The organism is Polaribacter butkevichii (assembly GCF_038024105.1).
In the GTDB taxonomy this organism is placed as follows: domain Bacteria; phylum Bacteroidota; class Bacteroidia; order Flavobacteriales; family Flavobacteriaceae; genus Polaribacter; species Polaribacter butkevichii.
In genome coordinates this window covers 1,169,637-1,191,445 of the sequence record NZ_CP150661.1, presented here as the reverse complement: position 1 = coordinate 1,191,445, position 21,809 = coordinate 1,169,637, and the positions used below count along the sequence as shown (strand labels likewise).

The window sequence follows — 21,809 nt, the reverse complement described above, 5'->3', positions numbered from 1 at the left end:
ATTATGATTTTATTTTTTTTAGCCAAAAAAAAGCTGCATAATGTATGCAGCTTTTAGAGAATGTAAAATTAATATTTTTATTTTAAACTACCCGTCATTTCTTCTGGTTTTACCCATTCGTCATATTGTTCTGGTGTTACGTAGCCTAAACGTACCGCTTCTTCTTTTAAAGTTGTTCCGTTTGCATGCGCAGTATTTGCAATTTCTGCAGATTTATAATACCCAATTTTAGTATTTAAAGCAGTAACTAACATTAAAGAATTATTAACCAATTCATTAATTCTTTCGTGGTTAGGTTCTATACCAGCTGCACAATTTACATCAAAAGATTTACAAACATCACCAATTAATTGAGCAGATTGTAAAACGTTTGCAGCCATTACAGGTTTAAAAACATTTAATTCATAATGCCCTTGAGCACCACCAATAGTTACAGCAACATCATTACCCATAACTTGTGCAGCAACCATTGTCATAGCTTCACACTGTGTAGGATTTACTTTACCTGGCATAATAGAAGATCCTGGTTCGTTTGCAGGAATAATAATTTCTCCAATACCAGATCTTGGTCCAGATGCCATCATTCTAATATCGTTTGCAATTTTATTTAAAGAAACTGCAATTTGTTTTAAAGCACCATGAGTTTCTACTAAAGCATCGTGTGCTGCTAAAGCTTCGTATTTATTTTCTGCAGTAATAAAAGGCATTTCTGTAAAATCTGCAATATATTTTGCAACCAATACATCGTAACCTGCTGGAGTGTTCATTCCTGTACCCACTGCAGTACCTCCTAAAGCTAATTGAGATAAATGCTCTAAAGTATTATTTAAAGCTTTTAAACCAAAGTTTAATTGAGCAACATAACCAGAAAATTCCTGACCTAAAGTAAGTGGAGTAGCATCCATTAAATGCGTTCTACCAATTTTTACAACATCTTTAAAAGCTTCAGATTTTGCTTTTAAAGTATCTCTTAATTGTGTAATACCAGGTATGGTAGTTTCTACAATTTTTTTGTAAGCTGCAATGTGCATTCCTGTAGGAAACGTATCGTTAGATGATTGCGATTTGTTTACATCATCATTTGGTTGAATCACTTTTTCTCCTTCGCCAATTACTCTTCCTGCAATTTCTTGCGCTCTGTTAGCAATAACTTCGTTCACATTCATGTTAGATTGTGTACCAGAACCTGTTTGCCAAATTACTAAAGGAAATTGATCGTCTAATTTACCTTCTAAAATTTCATCACAAACTTGTGCAATTAAATCTCTTTTTTCTGTTGTTAAAACACCTAATTCTTCATTTGTGTAGGCAGCTGCTTTTTTTAAATATGCAAAACCATAAACAATTTCTAGTGGCATAGAACCAGAAACACCAATTTTAAAGTTGTTTCTAGAGCGTTCTGTTTGTGCACCCCAATATTTGTCTGCAGGAACATTTACTTGTCCCATAGTGTCTTTTTCAATTCTATATTTCATAATTATGATGTATATTTTAGATCAAACAAATTTACAAAAAAGTATGATTACATAAACTTGATAAATGTCATTTTTAGATAAGTAAAAAAAATATTTTTTTGATGAGGGTTTTTTCAAAATAAGTATTATTTTTGCATTAATAATTTTACAAACAGATACAAATGTTAGATTTTTCAGAATTTTCAGGATTGGTTTTATTCATGTTTATTTTTACAGCTGGTTTTTGGTTGTTAATATTCTTATTAACATTTGTGGTTCCTTATTGGATTGGTGGAACCATCTGGGAAAATTTGAAGTTAAAAAAAGAAGCAAGAAAGGCTGCAGAAGGAAAGTAGTCTTATAAAACATATAATTTAAAAAACTCGTTCAGTTAATTGAACGAGTTTTTTTTGTGCGTTACCACAAGGGTCGGGCTTTTCGCACTCGCTTTTTTTAAGAAAAATAAAAAAGAGCTCAAACAAACGCTACAATCCCTAACGCGAGCATACTTGTAATGCATTTGGAAATATTTACCAAACATTTACAAATAGGTGCGTTAGGGATTGAAATGGCATCCTTTTTTATTTTTCATAAAAAAGATAGAATTGAAAGCCTGTTAAAACGCCCAAGTATTGAATTTAAAATTCGTCTCCTCCTTCATCTTCCCTGTTTCCTCCAGATTTTCTTTCTTTTTGATTTTTATTTTGGTTAAATCTGTACGTAAAGTTTAAAGATACTTGACGCATTCTTCGTTGAAAAGTTTGATCTGTAATATTTGTTGGGTTTTCTCTGCTTGGAGCATAACCTGTAACTTGGTACTTTCTAGTATTAAAAAGGTCGCTAACATTAAGTACCAACGTTGCTTTATCTTTTAAGATGTCTTTACTAAAAGCTAAATTGGCAGATAAAATTCCTTTAACATCACTTTGTGCATCATCTTTAGGGCCTCTATAAAAAATTCTTGTTTGCGATTGAATATCCCAAGGAAGTGTAATTTTAGCATCGAAACGTGTAAACCAAGAATTGTTTTTGGTATCGAAATTTTGTGTAACTGGAGTAACAGCATTGGTGTTTAAATCTGTTACATTATAAGTGTATTCTCCTTCTGTTTCAAACTGATAAAAGTTAAAACTACCAGAAAAACGTACTTTTTTACTTGCGTTGTAATTTGCTGTAAACTCAAAACCAGCTCTTTCTTCTGATGCTAAATTAATAGGTTGTCTTACCAAAACATTGGTTTCTTTACCATTTACAAATCTAGTTTCTTGGCTGTTAACACGTGCAATATTGTTGGTGGAGTGTTGGTAATAGATAGATGAATTTAGGGTTACTTTACCAAATTTATTTAAATATCCTAAATCAAAAGAGTTTGTATAGGTTGGGTCTAAGTTTACGTTTCCTTTAGAGAAAATTACTTCACTTTCTCTACTTTCAAAAGGGTTTAAATATCTAGAATGTGGTCTTCTAAGTCTTTTACTGTATCCTAAAGTAAAGCTTTGGTTTTCTGTTAATTCGTAACCAAAATTTACTGTTGGAAAAAAGTCGGTATACTTTTTATTGTAATTTTCATTGGTATTAAGAAGTTTAATATCAATGTTTGTAATTTCTGTACGGATACCTAATAAGTAAGAAAATTTATTTATTTTACTACCAAATTGTGTGTAAAAAGCATTTACGTTTTGTGTAAATTCTAAGTTGTTAGAAGGATTGTATGCTGGGTCTAAATTGGGAGCTATAACTAAATAATCTGATGTTAAATCTTGAAAACTACCTCGATAACCAGCTTCAAATTGAGCGTTTTTACCTATTGGTAGTACATAATCTGCTTGTACTAAATTGTCTATAGATAGCTCATTGGTAGCATTGGTTTCTGGGTTTATATCTGTAATAATTGCAGATTCGTTTTCTTTACTTGCACTGTGTTGCCAGTCTAACGTTAATTTATGTCCGTTTTCATTAAAGTTATTTACATAGTTTAAAGAGAATTGCAATGTTTCATCGGTTTCTCCTTCATCTTGTATACGTGTAGAGTTGTATAAATTTGTATTGGCATTATCAAAAGAACTAATATTATTGTAAGAAATATTTTTACCATCAGAATCTCTTACAAATATAGTACCTGTAATAGAACTTTTTTTGTTTAAATAATATTCTAAACCAAAATTAGCATTAAAGCCTTTTCTACTTCTATCGTTGTCTCTGTTTTCTATTCTAACACTATCTATAGCGCCGTTAGATAAATACGTAACATCAGAGTCATATACACCAGGGCTTCCATTATCACTATAGCCTAAATTTGTAAATACATTTATTTTTTCTGTACGTAAATTTAAGTTTACTGCTGTTTGATAGTTTTTTGGATCACCCACAGTAACATTTACAGAACCATTAAAGCCAGAAGCTTTACCTTTTCTTAAAATAATGTTTAAAATACCTGCAGTTCCTTCAGAGTCATATCTTGCAGAAGGAGAGGTAATAACTTCTACTCTTTCTATAGCATCTGATGGTAGTTGTTTTAAAGCATCGGCACCAGATAAACCAACTAAAGCAGAGGGTTTTCCATCTATTAAAATACGTACGTTTTCGCTACCTCTTAAACTAACAACTCCTTCTGGATCTACATCTACAGAGGGTACATTGTCTAAAACATCAGATGCTGTACCACCTTTAACAGTCATATCTTTACCAACATTGTATATTTTTTTATCTAATCGGATGTCTACAGTAGATTTTTCTGCAATTACAACTACTTCATCTAAACTACTTGCGTCTTCCTTTAGTTTAATGATTCCTAATTTTTTATTTGCTAAAATTTCTTGAACAGGAAAATTTATTGTTTTAAAAGAAATAAATTCTACACTTATTTGGTAGGTTCCTTTGGATGTTTGCACTTTAAAAAGACCTTTATCATCTGTAATTCCTCCAGTAATTTTTTGTGTTTTTGTGTTTTTTAAAACAACTGTTGCATATTCTAAAGGTTGGTTAGAATTAGCATCAACCACTTTACCTGTAATGGTAATTCCTTTTAGAGGTGGAGATTGGGCTAATAAAAATGTTGATGTGAATAAGCAAAGTAATAAGAGTGTAGTTTTTTTCATTTGGGTCTTTAAATCGTTATTTATTTAAGACGGCAAAGGTCTTTTTAAGTTTAACTAGATGTAGTTAAAAAAACGTTAAAAGCTTTTTTTGAATTCCCAATTTTTAGGCTCTTATATTTTGACTAGAGAGGTGTTAAAAAAAAACTGCAAGGTTAAAAATAAACAAGTCTTGCAGAATTTTAAAATAGATTAAATAGGATGTGAATTTTAAATAATATCTAAAATTGTTTCTGTAGGTCGTCCTATAACAGCTTTATTGCCATTTATAACAATTGGGCGTTCTATTAATTTAGGATTTTCTATCATTGCTTTAATAATATCAGTGTCAGATAATTCTTTTCCTTTAAATTCTTCTTTCCAGATTTTTTCTGTTTTACGAACTAATTGAATAGGGGCAATGCCTAATAATTTAATGATTTCTGTAAGTTCTTTTTCTGACGGAATTTCTTCTAGGTATTTAACAACTTCGAATTCTTTTTTTGAGTTTTCTAGAACCTCTAAACCCTGCCTAGATTTAGAGCAACGTGGGTTATGGTATATTTTTATCATACTGAATGTTTTTTGTTTTGCTATTTGTTGGCAAACAGGTTTAGCCCTGATTGAAATGACATCCTTTTTGTTTTTACAAAAAGATATAATGGAAAGCAGGAAATAGCTTCTTATTTAATTTATAAAAAAATTACTCACTTTTTTGTCCATTTAGCATTAAATACGCTTTTAAAAATGGGTTTATATCTCCATTCATTACATTGTCTACGTTACCGGTTTCATGAGCGGTTCTTACATCTTTTACCAATTTATATGGATGCATTACGTAGTTTCTAATTTGGCTTCCCCATTCGTTTTTTAATTTTCCCGACTCAATTTCATCCCTTGCAGCTTGTTGTTTTTGCAATTCGATTTCATACAATTGAGATTTTAGCATTTTCATTGCAGTTGCTCTATTGTCGTGCTGAGAACGTGAGTTAGAACAAGAAATTTGAATTCCGGTTGGTTTGTGTGTTAACTGAACTTTTGTTTCTACTTTATTTACATTTTGTCCACCAGCACCACTAGAACGCGCAGTTACAATTTCTATATCTGCAGGGTTTACCTCAATTTCTATAGAATCATCTGCCACCGGAAAAACATAAACAGAACCAAAGGTTGTGTGGCGTTTTCCGTTAGAATCGAAAGGTGAAATACGTACCAATCTGTGTACGCCATTTTCTCCTTTTAGCCATCCAAAAGCATAATCTCCTTCAATTTCTATGGTAATGGTTTTAATACCTACAACATCGCCTGCTTGGTAGTTGAGTGTTTTTAGCTTAAAACCTTGCTTTTCTGCCCACATGGTGTACATTCTAGACAGCATTTCTACCCAATCGCAACTTTCTGTTCCGCCGGCTCCGGCAGTAATTTGTATGGTGGCAGAAAGAGCATCTCCTTCTTCTGAGAGCATATTTTTAAACTCTAAATCTTCTAAAAAAGTACTTGTTTTTTCAAATTGATCTTCAACTTCATCTTCTGCAACTTCGCCTTCTTTATAGAATTCGTACAAGACATTTAAGTCTTCATTTAAGGTGATGGTTTTATGATAATCGTCTACCCATTTTTTTTTGAAACGCAGCTCTTTCATTAAAATTTCTGCTTCTTTAGGATTGTTCCAAAAATCTGGATTTGCCGTTTTTTCTTCTTCGTTGGCAATTTCAATTAGTTTTTTATCAATCTCTAAATAAGATTTTAATTTTTCTATTCTTGTAGCAATATCTTTTAGTTGTTCTTGTGTAATCATAGGTTGAACAAAAATAAACGAAATTTTAAGACTTTTTGTTTTAAAAACTCACTGATTTTTATGATTTTTTATTCTACAATAATTTTACTTGTTCCGTAAACAGGGGTCCCGTTTTCTGTAATTCCTTCTACCTGAATTAAATAATTACTTTTGGAGTCTGATGTAAAAAACTTGATAGAAACGTCTCCGGTTGTTTTCGTTTTTATTTTTGGTACCCAATGTAAAGTTGTTCTAATATCGGCTTTGGTTTGTTCTTCAACTCCGTTGATGTGGTCTGGAGCATAAAATTCTTTGGCAGTATAAAAACCAACTGCCTTAAAATCTATAATTCCTGGTTTTCTTTTTACATTTTTTCTTAAAGCATTACCTGTTTTAGAATACATAGAAACTACTGCACCACTATTGGTAAATATAGCAGATTCTGAGCCTACAAGTAAGTCTATAAAAGAAACGCTACTTGCTGGTATAGTGCTTAGTTCTGTGACGTCTATGGGTGCTTCATCAAACAAAATTAAAGGGACTGTAGTGCTACCTTGGTTTCTAACATAAACAGAATCTTGCTCAATTATAACTCCTTGCATGTTATATAATAGTTCTAAAGCCGTAGCGCTAAAGGAATCTTCTGTAGCATCAAATCTTCTAAAAGAGCCGCCGTAAGAAGTTCTTGCATCCATTTCATCTTCTCTTTCGCTCTCTTTGTCTTTTAGTGTTGTGCTTATTACAATTTCATCTAAAACGTATTGTTGCTGTTTAAAAGCAGCATCTAGTTCTTTTAAATAGTTTTCATAATTTAGAAAAGCAGTAATATCTGCCTCTTTATTAGTGTTTTTAAAAAGAGTATCTCTTAATACTTTTGGACTTCCTTTACCTTTATCTTGAATAATTAAGACATTTCTATCTTTACTTTCTTTCGATTTAAAGTCTGTTAATCTGGCCTCTAAAAGAACAGGAATACTATCAAAAAAGATATAGGGTCCGTAACTAAATTTTCCTCTTAGGTTAGATTTTAGAATTGGTTCTTGAATAATTTTTTTGCCCATAAAAGTAAATCTTGTAGGTACAGACTTTATGCCATAAGGAGATTTCATAGCTAATGTTTTACCAGAAATGGTAATTCCTTTTTCTATTTCAAACTCAGGTTTGTTTTTTGTATTGTATAATAAATTTGGCCATGTAAAACGTCTCCAACCATTTGTTCTCATTATTAAATCTAGTAAATAAGTACGTTCTCTATCGTTCTCTTTTTCAAAGAAATAGCCAGGGTTTTTTATTTTCCCTCTTACATCAGAATTTAATAACAACCATGTTTTAATGTTTTCCTCTTTACTATTTTCTGGATAGGCGTTTAAGTCTAAAACACTCATAGATAAATTACTTACTAAATTTTGTTGGTCTTTATTTTTTACATTTAAGTTTAAGGTAACTTCTTTTCGACTACCATAATAATCTTTTGGTTTGGTTATGTTAACAGTTGCATTGTTATTGAGATTGTTAATAAATACAAGCCTTTGACAAACAGGTTTTCTTTCAGGATTAAAAAGTGTAATGTGTATTACTCCGTTTTTTAGATCATCATTCTTAATTTTTAAGTTTTGATTTAGTTTTTGTGTGGTTTGAGAAGCATTGTATATTAATTTACCTCTTTGATGAATAACTAATGAAGTGCCAAAAAGACCTTGTTTTAGATTTGATTGTAAATTAATTAATAAGTCTTTTCCGTTGTTTAGTGCGTTTAAAGTATATCCTTTTTCTAAAGATTTAGGAAGTTGGTATTTATATTCATTACCTTCTATATTTACAAGTGCATAATAGGTTTTGTCTTGTTCTGGTTGAAGATAAAAGAGGCCTAAACCAAATTTAGTAGTGGTTAAATCCGTTATAAAATGATTTTCATTATCTAAAATTGAAATAGTAATAGGTACATCATCAAAAAAAGGGTCTTTTAATTTTATAGTAACGGCATTTTTTAAGTCATTAATTAAATAACCTCCTTCTGGATAAAAATTTAGAGTTGGTTTAAAAGGCTTTGCTTTATTTTTTGTTGTAGGAATTTGACTTGTTTTAACAATCGTTTTTTTAGTATCAAGTGATAAAATAGAAATTTCTTTCTGAAAAAAATATTCAGGATTTTCATTTCTCATATAATTAGTATAGGCTCTAATTAGGTATTTTCCTGGTGATAGCTTTTTTGATATTTTAAAATTTCCGGCAGTATTTACATCATTCATAAAAAGTTTTTCCTGTACTATAATGCTGTCTTTGTCGTTTATGAACTCCGCATATAATAAATTACTTTTTTTAGACTTGGTGTGTGTAACTCCATTTACTAAATATGCAGAAAACCAAATATCATCGCCTAAAGTATAATACGGTTTGTCTGTATGTACATATACTTTTTCTGGATAATTATTTAAAGTATAATTTTCTGCTTTTTCTTTCACTAATTGTGTGAAATAATTTTCTTGAATACTAATAAAAGAAGCAAAAACAAGTAGGGCAATAACAAGGAAAAAATATTTTTTCATCAATTTGAATTTAAAAACCTAAAATACTTCATTTTTCATTATAATTTTAAAAATTAAAGTATTTTTATACCATAGATACAAAAGATGATAATAGACTTAATTTCAGATACAGTTACCAAGCCAACAAAAGGAATGTTAGCTGCAATGATGAATGCAAACGTTGGTGATGATGTTTTTAAAATGGATCCAACAACCAATGAGTTGCAAGAAAAAATGGCAGAATTGTTTGGAGTGGAAGATGCATTATTTTTTCCATCAGGAACCATGGCAAATCAGGCAGCCATAAAATTACATACACAACCCGGAGATAAATTAATTTGTGATAAATATGCACACGTGTATAATTATGAAGGGGGAGGAGCAGCATTTAACTCTGGTGTTACTTGCAAGTTAATTGATGGTAACCGTGGTATGTTTACAGCAACACAGTTGCAAGATGCTATTGCAGAAGGGTTTGGTATTCATACTCCATTTACTAGTTTAGTTTGTATAGAAAACACTACAAATAAAGGAGGAGGAGCTTGTTGGGATTTTTCTGAATTAGAAAAGTTACAGAAAGTTTCTAAAGAAAATAATTTAGCTTTTCATTTAGATGGTGCACGTTTGTTTAATGCAATGGTGGCTAAAAATGAAAACCCGAAACAATACGGAGAATTATTTGATACCATTTCTATTTGTTTGTCTAAAGGATTAGGGGCGCCAATTGGGTCTGTTCTATTGGGGTCTAAAGCGCATATTGCAAAAGCTTTGCGAATTAGAAAGCTATTTGGAGGCGCAATGAGACAAGTTGGTTTTTTAGCTGCAGCAGGAATTTATGCACTAGACAATCATGTAGATAGATTAGCAGAAGATCATAAAAAGGCACAAGAAATAGGTGCTGTTTTAGAAGCAGCTTCGTATGTAACAAAAGTAGAAAACATAGAAACCAATATTGTTATCTTTTATGTTGATGAAAAAATAGGAGATGAAAATTTTATAAATACATTAAAAGAAAAAAACATACTCTTAACTCCAATGGGGCAAGGGAAAATAAGAATTGTTACGCATTTAGATTATACAGATCAAATGCATGAAGTTCTTTTAAAGGAGTTGAAAAACTTCTAAAAATAAAAACGAACAATTGGTGATACGGCAGAAGAATAAACGCTTCTGTCATCATACAAAACATCATATCTTATACCAACAGCAAACCTACCATTGTTGTAAGCAACTCCAAGATATAAAGCAGGGAAATTTGTGCTTATAGTACCTAAATTAGATGTTTGTTTGGCAAAAGAGTGTTCGTATTCTCCAGAAAGTTGAATATTTATGTTTGGTATTTGATATAAAGAAATAATACTGGCGCCATAAACATTTGTTTTAGTATCATCAAACTTGCTATAAACGTAGGTTAAACCTGTACCTAAAGCAAAACCATTGTCAAAATTATAAATAGCACTTGGAGAAACACCAATGGTGGTTTGAGATCCAAAACTCATACTTAAACCACCACCAAATTGTACATGATCCCAGAAATCAACTTTTTTTTCTTGAGAAAACATGGTAAAAGAGCAGCTTAAAAATAAAATAAGGAAATACTTTTTCATAACATAATTTAATTAGTCTCGTCTAATTTAGCCAATTCTTTGTAATTTCTCTTTAATTTTTTTAATAAAATACCATAAAGTAATTGGTAGAACAACCATAACAGTCCTAAAAATACTAACGTAACTACTAAGGTTAATAAAATAATAAGTAGTATTTGTTTGGTGTTTAGTTCTTCTATTTTAAAGTTTATTTCAGCTATTGTAACAATAATCATCATTAAAGTCATGTAGCCTAAGTTAAACAATACATAGTTTCTTACTGTTTTTCTTGTTCTAATAATTTTTTTCATCAACTTTTTTGTAGAGTCAATTACAGAAATAGTTTTATAATTTCTATAAAACATCACTAAAAAGTAAAACAAGATTAAATAGGCTAAAACTTGAGAATAATAAACAAAGTTCATTAATCCAATTTTTTCATATTCAGCATACGCTTCATCTAAGTCAATAAAAAAGTATAAAGAATTTAATACTACAAATTCTAATATACCAATTATAAAGATCCATTTTACAATAGAAGACGACCTTGATTGTGCCATTTTGTAAATCTCAACAGAAGATAGTTTATTGTCATCTTCTGGTTGATTTTTCCAAGTATTTTTATATTTTTCTAATAAATCCATGTTATTATGGGTTTAAGATGTTTTTTAATTTTTCTTTTGCTCTGTTCATTTTCACTCTTGCATTTACAGAAGATATACCTAGTGTTTCAGAAATTTCCTTATAGGGTTTGTCTTCAAGGTATAAAAATATCAATGCTTTGTCAATATCATTTAATTGATGAATTGCTTTGTATAAAGACCTTAATTGTATTTCTTCTGTATCATCATAATCCGTTGCTTTAATTTTATAAGCAAAATCAGTTATATCTTGGGTTTTAACGGTTCTTGTAGATTTTCTATACAGCGAAATTGCTGTGTTTAAAGCTACTCTATACATCCAAGTACTAAACTTAGAATCTCCTCTAAACTTTGGATAATTTTTCCAAAGTTGAATTGTTATCTCTTGAAACAAATCATTATGTGCACTTTGATTTGTAGTATAAACTCTACAAATTTTATGTGCTATATTTTGATTTTTCTCAAAGACCTCTAAAAAATTCTTTTCTAAATCTTTTTGCACTTGTGTAAGCTAGTTAGTTATCTATTAGTAGTGTAAAAGTATAAATTGTTACATTTTTAATAAAATAAATTTTATTCTTTATTTTTTCTTTAAATTTGTTGAACTAAAAATCAAATGTATTGAACAATATTAAAAAAGATTTTACAATTAAAGACCTTGAAAATATTTCAGGAATTAAAGCACATACCATTCGTATTTGGGAAAAGAGGTATAATCTTTTACAGCCAAAAAGAACGGAAACCAATATTCGTTTATATTCTAATGAAAACTTACAGAAACTTTTAAATATTGTTTTATTAAACAATCATAATTTTAAGATTTCTAAGATTGCTAAAATGTCTGATGAAGAACTAATTTTGCAATCTAGAGAATTGGCTCTTACTATTTCTGTTAATGATGAGGCAATTAATTCTTTAAAGTTATCCATGTTTCAGTTTGATAAACAGTTATTTAACAATACTTATAATAAGCTTTTACAAAAAAAGACCTTTAGAGAAATTTTTAAAGAGGTGTTTATACCTTTTTTAAATCAAATAGGTCTATTATGGCAAACCGATACTTTAAACCCTGCCAATGAGCATTTTATTTCTAATTTAATTTCTCAAAAAATTCTTCTTAAGATAGAAGAAATTCAATTTAATATTTCTAATACGTCTAGAACGTATGTATTGTTTTTGCCAGAAAATGAAATTCATGAATTGGGGCTTTTATATTTAAATTACGAGCTAGTTTTAAGAGGGTTTCATACTATTTATTTAGGGCAAAGTTTACCATTAAATAATTTAAACTATTTTTTAGAGAGTAAAAGTGAAATTTCTTTTATAACATCTTTAACAATAAAACCGTATGATGATAAAATTGAAGAATATTTTAAAGAAATTAATGATTTAATTACACCAACAAATCATACATTTATTGCAACAGGTAATAAAGTAGAAAAAGTAAAACACCTTACGTTAAATTCAAGAATTCAATTACATGATTCTATAATAGATTTGTTAAAAGTCTTGTAAATTTTATTCTTTTTTAATTTTGTGTTTAATAATTTTGTACTTTTGTTAAACAAAATAAAAAATGAAGAAGAAAATTTATATAATTGGTTCAGGTTTTTCTGCTTTATCAGCTTCTTGCTATTTAGCAAAAGCAGGATATGAAGTTACTGTTTTAGAAAAAAATGATACGTTAGGAGGTAGAGCTAGACAATATAAAAAAGACGGTTTTACTTTTGATTTGGGACCTTCTTGGTACTGGATGCCAGATGTTTTTGAACGTTTTTTTGGGGATTTTGATAAAAAACCTTCTGATTATTACATTTTAGATAAGTTAAACCCTGGTTACGAAGTTTATTTTGGTGAAAAATCATCCGTTAAAATTTCTAGTGAATTAAAAGAAATTTATGACCTTTTTGAAAGCGAAGAAAAAGGAAGTGCCAAACATTTAAAAACCTTTTTAGATTCTGCAAAATCTAATTATGATACTGCTATAAAAGATTTGGTGTATCAACCTGGTATTTCTCCTTTAGAGTTGGTAAATACTACAACGATTGCAAGGGTTACTCAGTTTTTTTCAACCATAAGAAAACAGGTGCGTAAAAACATAAAGAGTACCAAACTAATTAAAATATTAGAATTTCCTGTGTTGTTTTTAGGGGCAAAACCAAGCAATACACCTGCATTTTACAATTTTATGAATTATGCCGATTTTGGACTTGGTACATGGCATCCAAGAGGTGGAATGTATAAAGTGATTGAAGGAATGGTTTCTTTAGCAGAAAGTTTAGGTGTTACATTTATTACCAATGCAAATGTTGATAAAATTATAACCGATACCTCTAAAAATGTAACCGGTTTGTTAGTTAATGGAAAAGAAATAAAAACAGATTTGGTTTTAAGTGGTGCAGATTATCATCATACAGAAACGTTGTTAGATGCATCTGTTAGGCAATATTCGGAAGGGTATTGGGACAAAAAAACATTTGCTCCGTCTTCTTTATTATTTTATGTTGGTTTTGATAAAAAAATTGAAAACGTAAGTCATCATACGTTGTTTTTTGATACAGATTTTGATGCGCATGCAAAAGAAATTTATGATGATCCGCAATGGCCATCAGATCCACTTTTTTATGCAAACTTTACATCCATTACAGATACAACTTCTGCACCAGCAGGAAAAGAAGCTGGTTTTTTCTTGATTCCTTTAGCTCCTGGTATTAAAGATACAGAGGTTTTAAGAGAAGCGTATTTTCATAAAATTATGGATCGTTTTGAGAAATTAACAAATCAAGAGGTAAAAAAGCACGTGTTGTTTAAAAGGTCATTTTGTGTAAATGATTTTAAAAGCGAATACAATTCTTATAAAGGTAATGCATACGGAATGGCTAACACTCTTTTACAAACTGCTTTTCTAAGACCAAAAATAAAAAGCAGTAAAATAAATAATTTGTATTTTACAGGGCAATTAACAGTTCCGGGGCCTGGTGTACCTCCGGCTTTAATATCAGGTAAAATTGCATCAGAATTAATTTTTAAAAATCAGCAATAATTATGAAAGAGTTATTTGACAGTGTTTCTAATGATTGTAGCAAGTTGGTTACAAAAAAATACAGTACTTCTTTTTCGTTGGCAGTAAATATGTTGTCTCCAAAAATTAGAACTGATATTTATAATATTTATGGGTTTGTTCGTTTTGCTGATGAAATTGTAGATACTTTTCATGACTATGATAAGGAAGTATTAATGGCCCATTTTGAAAGAGATTATTATCTTGCAAAAGAACATGGTATAAGTTTAAATCCTATTTTAAACTCCTTTCAGCATACCGTAAATAAATATAAAATTCCGGATGAAATGGTGCAAGCTTTTTTAAAAAGTATGAAAGCCGATTTATTTAAAACGGAATATGAAACCAAACAAGAATACGATGCCTATATTTATGGCTCTGCAGATGTAGTTGGTTTAATGTGTTTAAAAGTTTTTGTGGATGGTGATGATAAAAGGTTTGATGAATTAAAAGATGCTGCTATGCGTTTAGGTTCTGCTTTTCAAAAAGTGAACTTTTTGCGTGATTTAAAAGATGATTTTGAAGTATTAAATCGTTCTTATTTTCCGAATATCAATTTAGGAGAATTAGATGCAACTTCTAAAGCACTTATTATTGATGAAATTGAAGCTGATTTTGATTTTGCTTACCAAAACGGTATTCTTAAATTGCCTGTGGAAGCAAAGTTTGGGGTATATATGGCTTATAGATATTACAAAAGGTTGTTAAAAAAACTAAAGAAAGTTCCATCAGAAAAAATTATGGATACTCGAATTAGAATTTCCGACCCAATGAAAATTAACTTATTGGCAAGGAGTTATGTAAAATATAAATTAAATATTATATAGTTAAATATCCCCTCGAGCGCAGTTGAGAGGTTATTTAGAAAAGAGGATATTATTAATTAGGTCTCGACTGCGCTCGACCAGACATTAAAATATAATGATATACATATTAATAACATTGGCTGTTTTTTTACTAATGGAATGTGTAACTTGGTGTACACATAAATTTGTAATGCATGGCTTTGGGTGGTATTTACACGAAGATCATCATCAACCAAAATACAACGGAATTTTTGAAAAAAACGATGCTTTTTTTGTTGTTTTTGCCATACCAAGTATCTTACTTTTTTATTTTGGTACCTACACAGAATACACTTTCTTATTTTTTATAGGACTAGGAATTCTGTTTTATGGGATTGCCTATTTTTTAGTGCATGATGTATTAATTCATCAGCGTTTTAAATGGTTTAAACAGACCAATAATCGGTATTTAAAAGGATTACGTAAGGCACACAAAATTCACCATAAACATCTAGGTAAAGAAGAAGGAGAGTGTTTCGGAATGTTGTTTGTTCCGTTTAAATATTTTAAAAAACCAAAAATTTAGTGTATCTATATCTGCTTTTAAATCTCGGTTCTCTTAGTATTCCGCTTTTATATTCTTTCGAGAAAAAAATGCGATTTATAAAACATTGGAAAGCAGTTTTTCTTTCGTTAACACTTGTTTCAATTGTTTTTTTAATTTGGGATGCAATTTTTACAGCTAATGGAGTTTGGGGGTTTAACCCAGATTATCATTTAAATTTCTTGCTTTTTGGAATGCCTATTGACGAGTGGATGTTCTTTATTTGCATTCCGTATGCAAGTATATTTATTCATTATTCTTTAGAATATTTTAAACCTAATTTGGTTATTTCAGAAAAGATTACAAAGTTGATTACAATATTTTTTATGGTGATTTTGCTTCCTGTAATTTTTATGAATACAGATAAAGCCTATACTTTTGTAAATTATACTTTTCTGGTTTTAGTACTCTTAATTGGTTTTTTCTTCGGAATTAAAGACTTACAACGGTTTTATATATCATTCCTTATTATTTTAATTCCGTTTTTTATGGTAAACGGAGTTTTAACGGGAACAGGAATTGCAGAACCAATCGTTTGGTATAACGATGCAGAAAACTTAGGAATCCGCTTATTAACAATACCTATTGAAGATGTAGGCTATGCTTTTACGATGATTTTTGGTAATGTTTTATTGATTGAAAAATTCAAGAAAAAAGTTTAAGAAAAAAGAATTCTTCTAAGCGTTTATTACATTGATAGGATTTCCATTAATAAAAGCATCTAAATTATTAACAGCAGTTTGCATTAAGCGAGTACGCGCTTCTTTTGGAGCCCAAGCAATATGAGGTGTTATAATGCAGTTCTTTGCATTTAATAAAGGATTATTAGCTAACATAGGTTCTGTAGAAATTACGTCTACCGCTGCACTTGCTACTTTACCTGAATTCAGAGCATCTCTAAGGTCTTTTTCTATTATTAATCCACCTCTAGCAGTGTTAATAATAAGCACACCATCTTTCATTTTATCAATAGTTGCTTTATTGATGATACCTGAGGTGCTTTCTGTAAGCGGACAATGTAAACTAATTATATCTGCTTTTTTAAACAAAGTGTCTAAAGAGACATATTGGCAAGTTTCAGTTTCTAATTCTGGATATTTAGTTCTACTATGTACCAAAATATTTAATCCAAAGGCTGCTGCTAATTTAGCGGTTGCTTGTCCTATTTCTCCAAAACCAATAATACCAATTGTTTTTCCAACTAATTCTATTAACGGAGATTTGCTAAATGTAAAATCAGGACTAGTTAACCACTCTCCATTTTGAACAGCAGCATTATGGTTTCCAATATTATGACACATTTCTAGCAATAAGCCCATTGTAAATTGAGCTACTGAGCGGGTGCTATACGCAGGGATATTTGTTACTGTAATTCCGTGTTCTTTTGCGTATTCAACATCAACTACATTATAACCAGTTGCTAAAACACCAATATATTTAATAGTAGGTATTTTTTCTAGTATACTTTTTGTTAACGGAGTTTTATTAGTAAATACAACGGTTGCATTACCAATATTTTTAATTATTGTTTCTGTTTTAAAAGTTGTTCTATCATAAACTTTTAAATCTCCAAACTGTTTTAATCCGTCCCAACTTAAGTCGCCTGGGTTTAGTGTATATCCATCTAAAACTACTAAATTCATCATACTTTAATTTTAAAAACACTTATCAAAAACTTCTTTCATCACAGAATACGAGGTAGAAGCGCCAGGAGATGCGCCTAAAAGAGCTGCTATGGTTTTATCTTCAGAGACAATAATTTCTGTACCGAATTCTAGTTTTCCAAACCTTTTTTTGTTACGTTTAATAATTTGAACACGCTGACCTGCAACCACTACTTTCCAATCGTCATTATCTGCTTCTGGATAGAACTCTCTTAACTCGTTCATTCTATCTTTAAAAGATAAACGTACTTGTTTAATTAGATATTTTACAAGCGGTAAGTTTTGGTAACCGGCACCTAAAAGACTCATAATATTATCAAATTCTACAGATTTAGGTAAATCGAACATAGAACCATGTTTTAAGAATTTGGTAGTAAAACCAGCAAAAGGACCAAATAATAATTCTTTACGTCCGTTTATCATTCTAGAATCCATGTGAGGTACAGACATTGGTGGTGCACCACGACCAGCTTTACCATAAGCTTTAGCGTTGTGTCTTTCTATAATTTCTGGATTGGTACAGCGTAACCAAAGACCACTAATAGGGAAACCTCCATAACCTTTAGATTCCTTTATGTTTGCTTTTTCTAGTAAAGGTAATGTTCCGCCTCCTGCACCTATAAAAAGATAATTAGAAGCCAACATCCAATGTTTACCAACATTTTGTCCTTTTATACTTACTACCCAATTATTTCTTTTTGATTTTTGAATATTGTAAACATTACTATGATTTAATAATTCTACATTGGTTTGTTTTTTTAAGAAACGAAATAGTTGTTCTGCTATTTCACCAAAATTCACATCATATCCTTTTTCAAAATAAGTGGCAGCAACTTCTTCTTTGTTAGAACGCCCTTCCATCATTAAAGGAAGCCATTCTTTTACTTGTTCGTTATCTTTAGAAAAAAGCATGCCTTTAAAATGAGGTTCTTTACTCATTATCTTATAGCGCTTTTCTAAAAAGGCAACATCTTTTTTTCCTCTCACAAAACTAAGATGCGGTACTTCACTAATACATTTTGATAAATTTTTAATGTACCCTTTTTCTGCACAATCTTTCCAAAAGTTGTAGGTTTCTGTAAATTGTTCAGAGATACTAATTGCTTTATCAATATTTACAATGCCTTTCTTTTCAGGTGTATAATTTAGTTCACAATTTCCAGCATGTCCTGTACCTGCATTATTCCAAGCTTCAGAACTTTCTTCTGCCATTGTAGGTAACTTTTCTATAATGGTTATTTTTTTTCCGGGAAATTTTTCATACAACATTATGGCTAATGTAGCAGTCATTATTCCTCCTCCGATAAGCACAAATTCTGAATGTTTTACAGATACAATTTTGGGCATTTTTTTATTTTTTAAGAGCACAAAGGTAGCCGTTTATGAATTTATTTTAAATGGATTTGGTATGCTATTTTAGCAATTTTTGTATATGTAAATTAGTAAATACGCAAAGAAATATAAACCGTTTTTTAGTATTGATAAGTTTTTTTTTATTTACAATTTTAAAAAATAAGTTTTTTTAAAAATAGATATCCACCATTTTTCTCCAATACCTAGCTCTGTGTGCTTCTTCATTCCATTCAAATAATTGATGAGGTATTTCTTTTTCCTTTAAAATATTAGATAATTTTAAGTTGCTTTCTAAAAAAGAGTCTTCTTTTCCGATTGCTAAAATAATATCCATTTTACTTAATTGTTCAATTAAAAAAGAATCTTTTAAGTTTTTTAAATATTGATTAGGCATATTAAAATAAACAAAATCATTATGAAAACCGTTAAACAAATCGTTAAAGTATCCGCTAGATTTTGTTAAATCATAACGCCCACTCATCCCAACAACTTTGGTAAATAAATTAGGGTGACGCATGGCAATGTTAACAGCATGATAGGCTCCTAAACTACAACCTGCAGAAGTAACATTTTTACTAGGGTTAATTGAATTGGCAAGTGGTAAGACTTCATCAATAACATAGTTTTCGTATTGGATATGTCTATATATACGATATCCTGGGTCTTTAAAACTATTATAAAAAGATTCTAAATCTACACTATCTACACAAAAAACTTGTAATTTTCCGTTGTTGATTTTTTGTTCTAAAGCGGCAATAATTTTCCAGTTTTCATAATCAAAAAAGCGTCCCATTCTTGGAGGGAAAAATAACACTTTTGTACCTGAATCTCCAAATACAAGAAGTTCCATTTCTTTTTCAAGATTAGGACTATACCATTTATGATATTCTCTTTTCATGAAAAATAATTTTTCTATTAAAGTAAGCTTTTCTTATCCTTTTTGGAGAATTTTTATAGGAAATATTTTTGGATTTCTAAGAAGTGATTTTGTTAGTATTTGATAGCCTTGGGAGTTAAAATGTAATCCATCTTCTTTAAAGTATTTACCATTAGCTTTTCCATTTCTATCTAATAGGTCATCATAAATATTTACAAAATGAAAATTATCATCTTTAGACATTAATCTTTCGGTGTTTTTATTTGTAAAAAGAATACTTTCTAATAAATGATTACGAGCAACACTCGGTTTTATAGAAATGCATGTGCATTTAACGTTTCCGTATTTTGTTCTAATTTTTAATAATAAGTTTTCTAAGTAGAGCAGTACCTCTTCTGGATGTCTGCCTTCTCCTAAATCATTATCTCCTGCATAAATTATAATAGCATCTATTTCTTCTATGTTTTTAAAAATACGATCAAAAAACCAGGTGCATGCAGCTAAAGTTGCTCCTCCAAAACCTAAGTTTACAGGATGATGTTCCTTAAAAATTGTGGTTAATTCGTTCCATAAGGTAATTGTAGAACTACCATAAAAAATCATTCTAGGTTTATAGTCTAAATTCTGAATTTGATTTTCTAATCGCTCTAAATCTGAATGAAACCAAAACATAAATACATTATTTTTAAGGGGTTAATTGCTCAATATAAAAGATATATATTAAATACTAGGTAAAATGATGAAAAATAATAAGGATGGAAGTAGTCTTTTTCTAACTTTTAACGAGATAATTGATTTGATTTTATTATTAAAAATAGAAATATTTTATGAAGATAAATTTCATTTTTTTTATTTTGATATAGAGCTCGTAAAGCTTTTAAAAACAGTATGTAAGCCGTTTTTTATTTTAGGATGAAAATGTTAAAAACTAGTTTTAAAATTCTTTTTTTTTATTATTGTAAGTACCTATTTTTTTATCGTCTATACAATGAATAAATTTGTATAAACATATAGAAAAAAATGAAATATTTAAGAATAGCAATACTGAGTTTTGTATTGTTTTTTACGACTTGTGACCATCCTTTTGAATTTAGTGTTTATGAAGCGAATGTAAAATCTGATCAAAAAAACACGACTGAAAAAAACTTAAAATTACTTAAAAATGTTACTGTAAATTCTGCAGAATTTAAATTTGCATTTATTTCTGATGTACATTATTATTACGATCAACTTGCTACAGTAATTGATGACATCAACAAAAGAGATGATGTTTTATTTGTAGTTTTTGGAGGAGATATTGCAGATCAAGCATTATTAAGAGAATACGAGATTTTTCATGATATTATGTCGAAATTAAAGAAACCTTATGTAACAGTTATTGGAAATCATGATTATAATAATAACGGAGAAGTTATCTATAAACAAATGTTTGGGGATTATAATTATTCTTTTGATTTTAATAATAACAAATTTATCCTTTTTGATGATACCGTTTGGGAAAATCATAAGGAGTTAGATTTTGAGTGGCTTACATCAGAATTAAAAGATAACACCAGTTTTAATCAAGTATTTGTTATTGCTCATATTCCACCTTACGGAGATCAATTTGATGATGAGTTAGAAGAAAAATACAGATCTTTAATGGAAGAATACAAAGTTCCGCTATCAATACATGGCCATACACATACTTATCTGTATGAAGAAGGAGAAGTAAGTTATTTAACGGCGCCAACTGTTAAAAAGAAAGCATACAGTATAGTAACTGTAAAGGAAAAAGATTTTAGTGTAGAATTGATAGAATTATAAAATAAATGAAAATTAAAAATATATTAGTAATAGCAATAACTTTGTTATTGTTTAGCAATATTTATGCTCAAGAAGAAAGTATCGTTAAAGAAAAATCTTGGTATGTACCAGATTATGTAAAAGCACAATTTGCTGGAAACATTGGTCTTTTTTCTGTGGGAGCTGGTTACCAATTGTTTGATAAAGTTTTATATTCTGAATTATTATATGGTTTTGTGCCAAAATCTGCCTCTAAAGCAGATGACATACATTTAATTACAATTAAAAATACGTTTCCTCTTTTTAGAAAAAAAATTGGTGATAACTTAACGTTAACTCCAATTGCTGGTATTGCAACAACTTTAGATATAGGTACTACTTCGTTTACAACGCTTCCTAAAAAATATCCTGAAGGATATTATGTTCCTACTGCGATTCATTTTACCTTGTTTGGAGGTGTGATGCTTCATAAAGATTTTAAGAAACCAAAATTATTTAAAGGAGTAGATTTTTATGCAGAACTAGGTACAGTAGAAACGTATCTTTGGTATGCACTAGCAACTAAAGAAGTTGATTTGGTAGACGTTTTTAGTACGTCTATTGGAGTCAATTTTTATTTTTAA

Annotated in this window: 21 protein-coding genes; 9 read left to right on the top strand and 12 right to left on the bottom strand. The window is 29.7% G+C overall.

All coding sequences use genetic code 11. The annotated features are described in order from the left end of the window. Positions 1 to 77 precede the first annotated feature (77 nt). Entirely contained in the window at positions 78 to 1,475 is a 1,398-nt protein-coding gene (fumC, locus tag WG951_RS04840; RefSeq protein ID WP_105049065.1) for a class II fumarate hydratase, read from the bottom strand. Positions 1,476 to 1,636: 161 nt separating this feature from the next. Between fumC and WG951_RS04835 the strand changes: the two genes are divergently transcribed. Further along, complete coding sequence (locus tag WG951_RS04835) at positions 1,637 to 1,810, top strand: hypothetical protein (protein ID WP_170062895.1); 174 nt, start codon at positions 1,637 to 1,639, stop codon at positions 1,808 to 1,810. Between the two features lie 282 nt (positions 1,811 to 2,092). Here WG951_RS04835 and WG951_RS04830 read toward each other — a convergent pair whose 3' ends face one another. From WG951_RS04830 to WG951_RS04815, 4 genes are all read right to left on the bottom strand, one after another. Further along, positions 2,093 to 4,552 carry a TonB-dependent receptor domain-containing protein gene (locus WG951_RS04830; protein ID WP_105049064.1) on the bottom strand — a complete coding sequence of 820 codons (2,460 nt, stop codon included), beginning with the start codon at positions 4,550 to 4,552 and terminating at the stop codon, positions 2,093 to 2,095. 207 nt (positions 4,553 to 4,759) lie between these two features. Beyond that, complete coding sequence (gene arsC, locus WG951_RS04825) at positions 4,760 to 5,101, bottom strand: arsenate reductase (glutaredoxin) (protein WP_105049063.1); 342 nt, start codon at positions 5,099 to 5,101, stop codon at positions 4,760 to 4,762. A 130-nt stretch (positions 5,102 to 5,231) separates the two neighbouring features. After that, the gene (gene prfB, locus WG951_RS04820) at positions 5,232 to 6,326 is read right to left on the bottom strand and encodes a peptide chain release factor 2 (RefSeq protein ID WP_105049062.1); all 1,095 of its coding nucleotides are present in this window, start codon (positions 6,324 to 6,326) and stop codon (positions 5,232 to 5,234) included. Positions 6,327 to 6,394: 68 nt separating this feature from the next. Beyond that, on the bottom strand, positions 6,395 to 8,851 hold the full coding sequence (locus WG951_RS04815; protein ID WP_105049061.1) for a hypothetical protein: 2,457 nt from the start codon (positions 8,849 to 8,851) through the stop codon (positions 6,395 to 6,397). Positions 8,852 to 8,935: 84 nt separating this feature from the next. Between WG951_RS04815 and WG951_RS04810 the strand changes: the two genes are divergently transcribed. Further along, positions 8,936 to 9,955 carry a threonine aldolase family protein gene (locus WG951_RS04810; protein ID WP_105049060.1) on the top strand — a complete coding sequence of 340 codons (1,020 nt, stop codon included), beginning with the start codon at positions 8,936 to 8,938 and terminating at the stop codon, positions 9,953 to 9,955. Here the strand turns inward: WG951_RS04810 and WG951_RS04805 are convergent. The 3 genes from WG951_RS04805 to WG951_RS04795 are packed head-to-tail and all read right to left on the bottom strand — an operon-like array spanning position 9,952 to position 11,559. Further along, positions 9,952 to 10,437 (bottom strand): hypothetical protein, encoded by a 486-nt coding sequence (locus WG951_RS04805; RefSeq protein WP_146105269.1) that lies wholly within the window; start codon positions 10,435 to 10,437, stop codon positions 9,952 to 9,954. The genes WG951_RS04810 and WG951_RS04805 overlap by 4 nt on opposite strands. A gap of 8 nt (positions 10,438 to 10,445) precedes the next feature. Continuing rightward, a complete protein-coding gene (locus tag WG951_RS04800; protein ID WP_105049058.1) occupies positions 10,446 to 11,060 on the bottom strand; it encodes a hypothetical protein in 615 nt (204 codons plus the stop codon). 4 nt (positions 11,061 to 11,064) lie between these two features. Next, positions 11,065 to 11,559, bottom strand: a complete 495-nt coding sequence (locus WG951_RS04795; protein ID WP_105049057.1) for an RNA polymerase sigma factor — start codon at positions 11,557 to 11,559, stop codon at positions 11,065 to 11,067. A gap of 119 nt (positions 11,560 to 11,678) precedes the next feature. Here WG951_RS04795 and WG951_RS04790 point away from each other — a divergent pair, with 119 nt between their 5' ends. The 5 genes from WG951_RS04790 to WG951_RS04770 all read left to right on the top strand — a co-directional run bounded on the left by WG951_RS04790 (position 11,679) and on the right by WG951_RS04770 (position 16,169). Beyond that, positions 11,679 to 12,572, top strand: a complete 894-nt coding sequence (locus WG951_RS04790) for a MerR family transcriptional regulator (protein WP_105049056.1) — start codon at positions 11,679 to 11,681, stop codon at positions 12,570 to 12,572. Positions 12,573 to 12,633: 61 nt separating this feature from the next. Next, entirely contained in the window at positions 12,634 to 14,100 is a 1,467-nt protein-coding gene (locus WG951_RS04785; protein ID WP_105049055.1) for a phytoene desaturase family protein, read from the top strand. Between the two features lie 2 nt (positions 14,101 to 14,102). After that, positions 14,103 to 14,945 carry a phytoene/squalene synthase family protein gene (locus tag WG951_RS04780; RefSeq protein WP_105049054.1) on the top strand — a complete coding sequence of 281 codons (843 nt, stop codon included), beginning with the start codon at positions 14,103 to 14,105 and terminating at the stop codon, positions 14,943 to 14,945. 94 nt (positions 14,946 to 15,039) lie between these two features. After that, positions 15,040 to 15,489, top strand: coding sequence for a sterol desaturase family protein (locus WG951_RS04775; protein WP_105049053.1), 450 nt, complete (start codon positions 15,040 to 15,042; stop codon positions 15,487 to 15,489). Beyond that, positions 15,489 to 16,169, top strand: coding sequence for a lycopene cyclase domain-containing protein (locus WG951_RS04770; RefSeq protein WP_245893508.1), 681 nt, complete (start codon positions 15,489 to 15,491; stop codon positions 16,167 to 16,169). Before WG951_RS04775 ends, WG951_RS04770 begins: the two co-directional genes overlap by 1 nt. A gap of 15 nt (positions 16,170 to 16,184) precedes the next feature. Here WG951_RS04770 and WG951_RS04765 read toward each other — a convergent pair whose 3' ends face one another. The 4 genes from WG951_RS04765 to WG951_RS04750 all read right to left on the bottom strand — a co-directional run bounded on the left by WG951_RS04765 (position 16,185) and on the right by WG951_RS04750 (position 20,073). Next, on the bottom strand, positions 16,185 to 17,153 hold the full coding sequence (locus tag WG951_RS04765) for a D-2-hydroxyacid dehydrogenase (RefSeq protein ID WP_211296713.1): 969 nt from the start codon (positions 17,151 to 17,153) through the stop codon (positions 16,185 to 16,187). 9 nt (positions 17,154 to 17,162) lie between these two features. Next, the gene (gene mqo, locus WG951_RS04760) at positions 17,163 to 18,518 is read right to left on the bottom strand and encodes a malate dehydrogenase (quinone) (protein WP_105049051.1); all 1,356 of its coding nucleotides are present in this window, start codon (positions 18,516 to 18,518) and stop codon (positions 17,163 to 17,165) included. A 175-nt stretch (positions 18,519 to 18,693) separates the two neighbouring features. Further along, positions 18,694 to 19,422, bottom strand: a complete 729-nt coding sequence (locus tag WG951_RS04755; protein WP_105049050.1) for an esterase family protein — start codon at positions 19,420 to 19,422, stop codon at positions 18,694 to 18,696. Positions 19,423 to 19,455: 33 nt separating this feature from the next. Beyond that, entirely contained in the window at positions 19,456 to 20,073 is a 618-nt protein-coding gene (locus tag WG951_RS04750) for a GDSL-type esterase/lipase family protein (protein ID WP_105049049.1), read from the bottom strand. Positions 20,074 to 20,421: 348 nt separating this feature from the next. On the opposite strand from WG951_RS04750, the gene WG951_RS04745 reads away from it, so the two are divergent. Together WG951_RS04745 and WG951_RS04740 are read left to right on the top strand one after the other, a co-directional pair. Next, entirely contained in the window at positions 20,422 to 21,207 is a 786-nt protein-coding gene (locus tag WG951_RS04745) for a metallophosphoesterase family protein (protein ID WP_105049047.1), read from the top strand. Positions 21,208 to 21,212: 5 nt separating this feature from the next. Beyond that, on the top strand, positions 21,213 to 21,809 hold the full coding sequence (locus WG951_RS04740; RefSeq protein WP_105049046.1) for a hypothetical protein: 597 nt from the start codon (positions 21,213 to 21,215) through the stop codon (positions 21,807 to 21,809).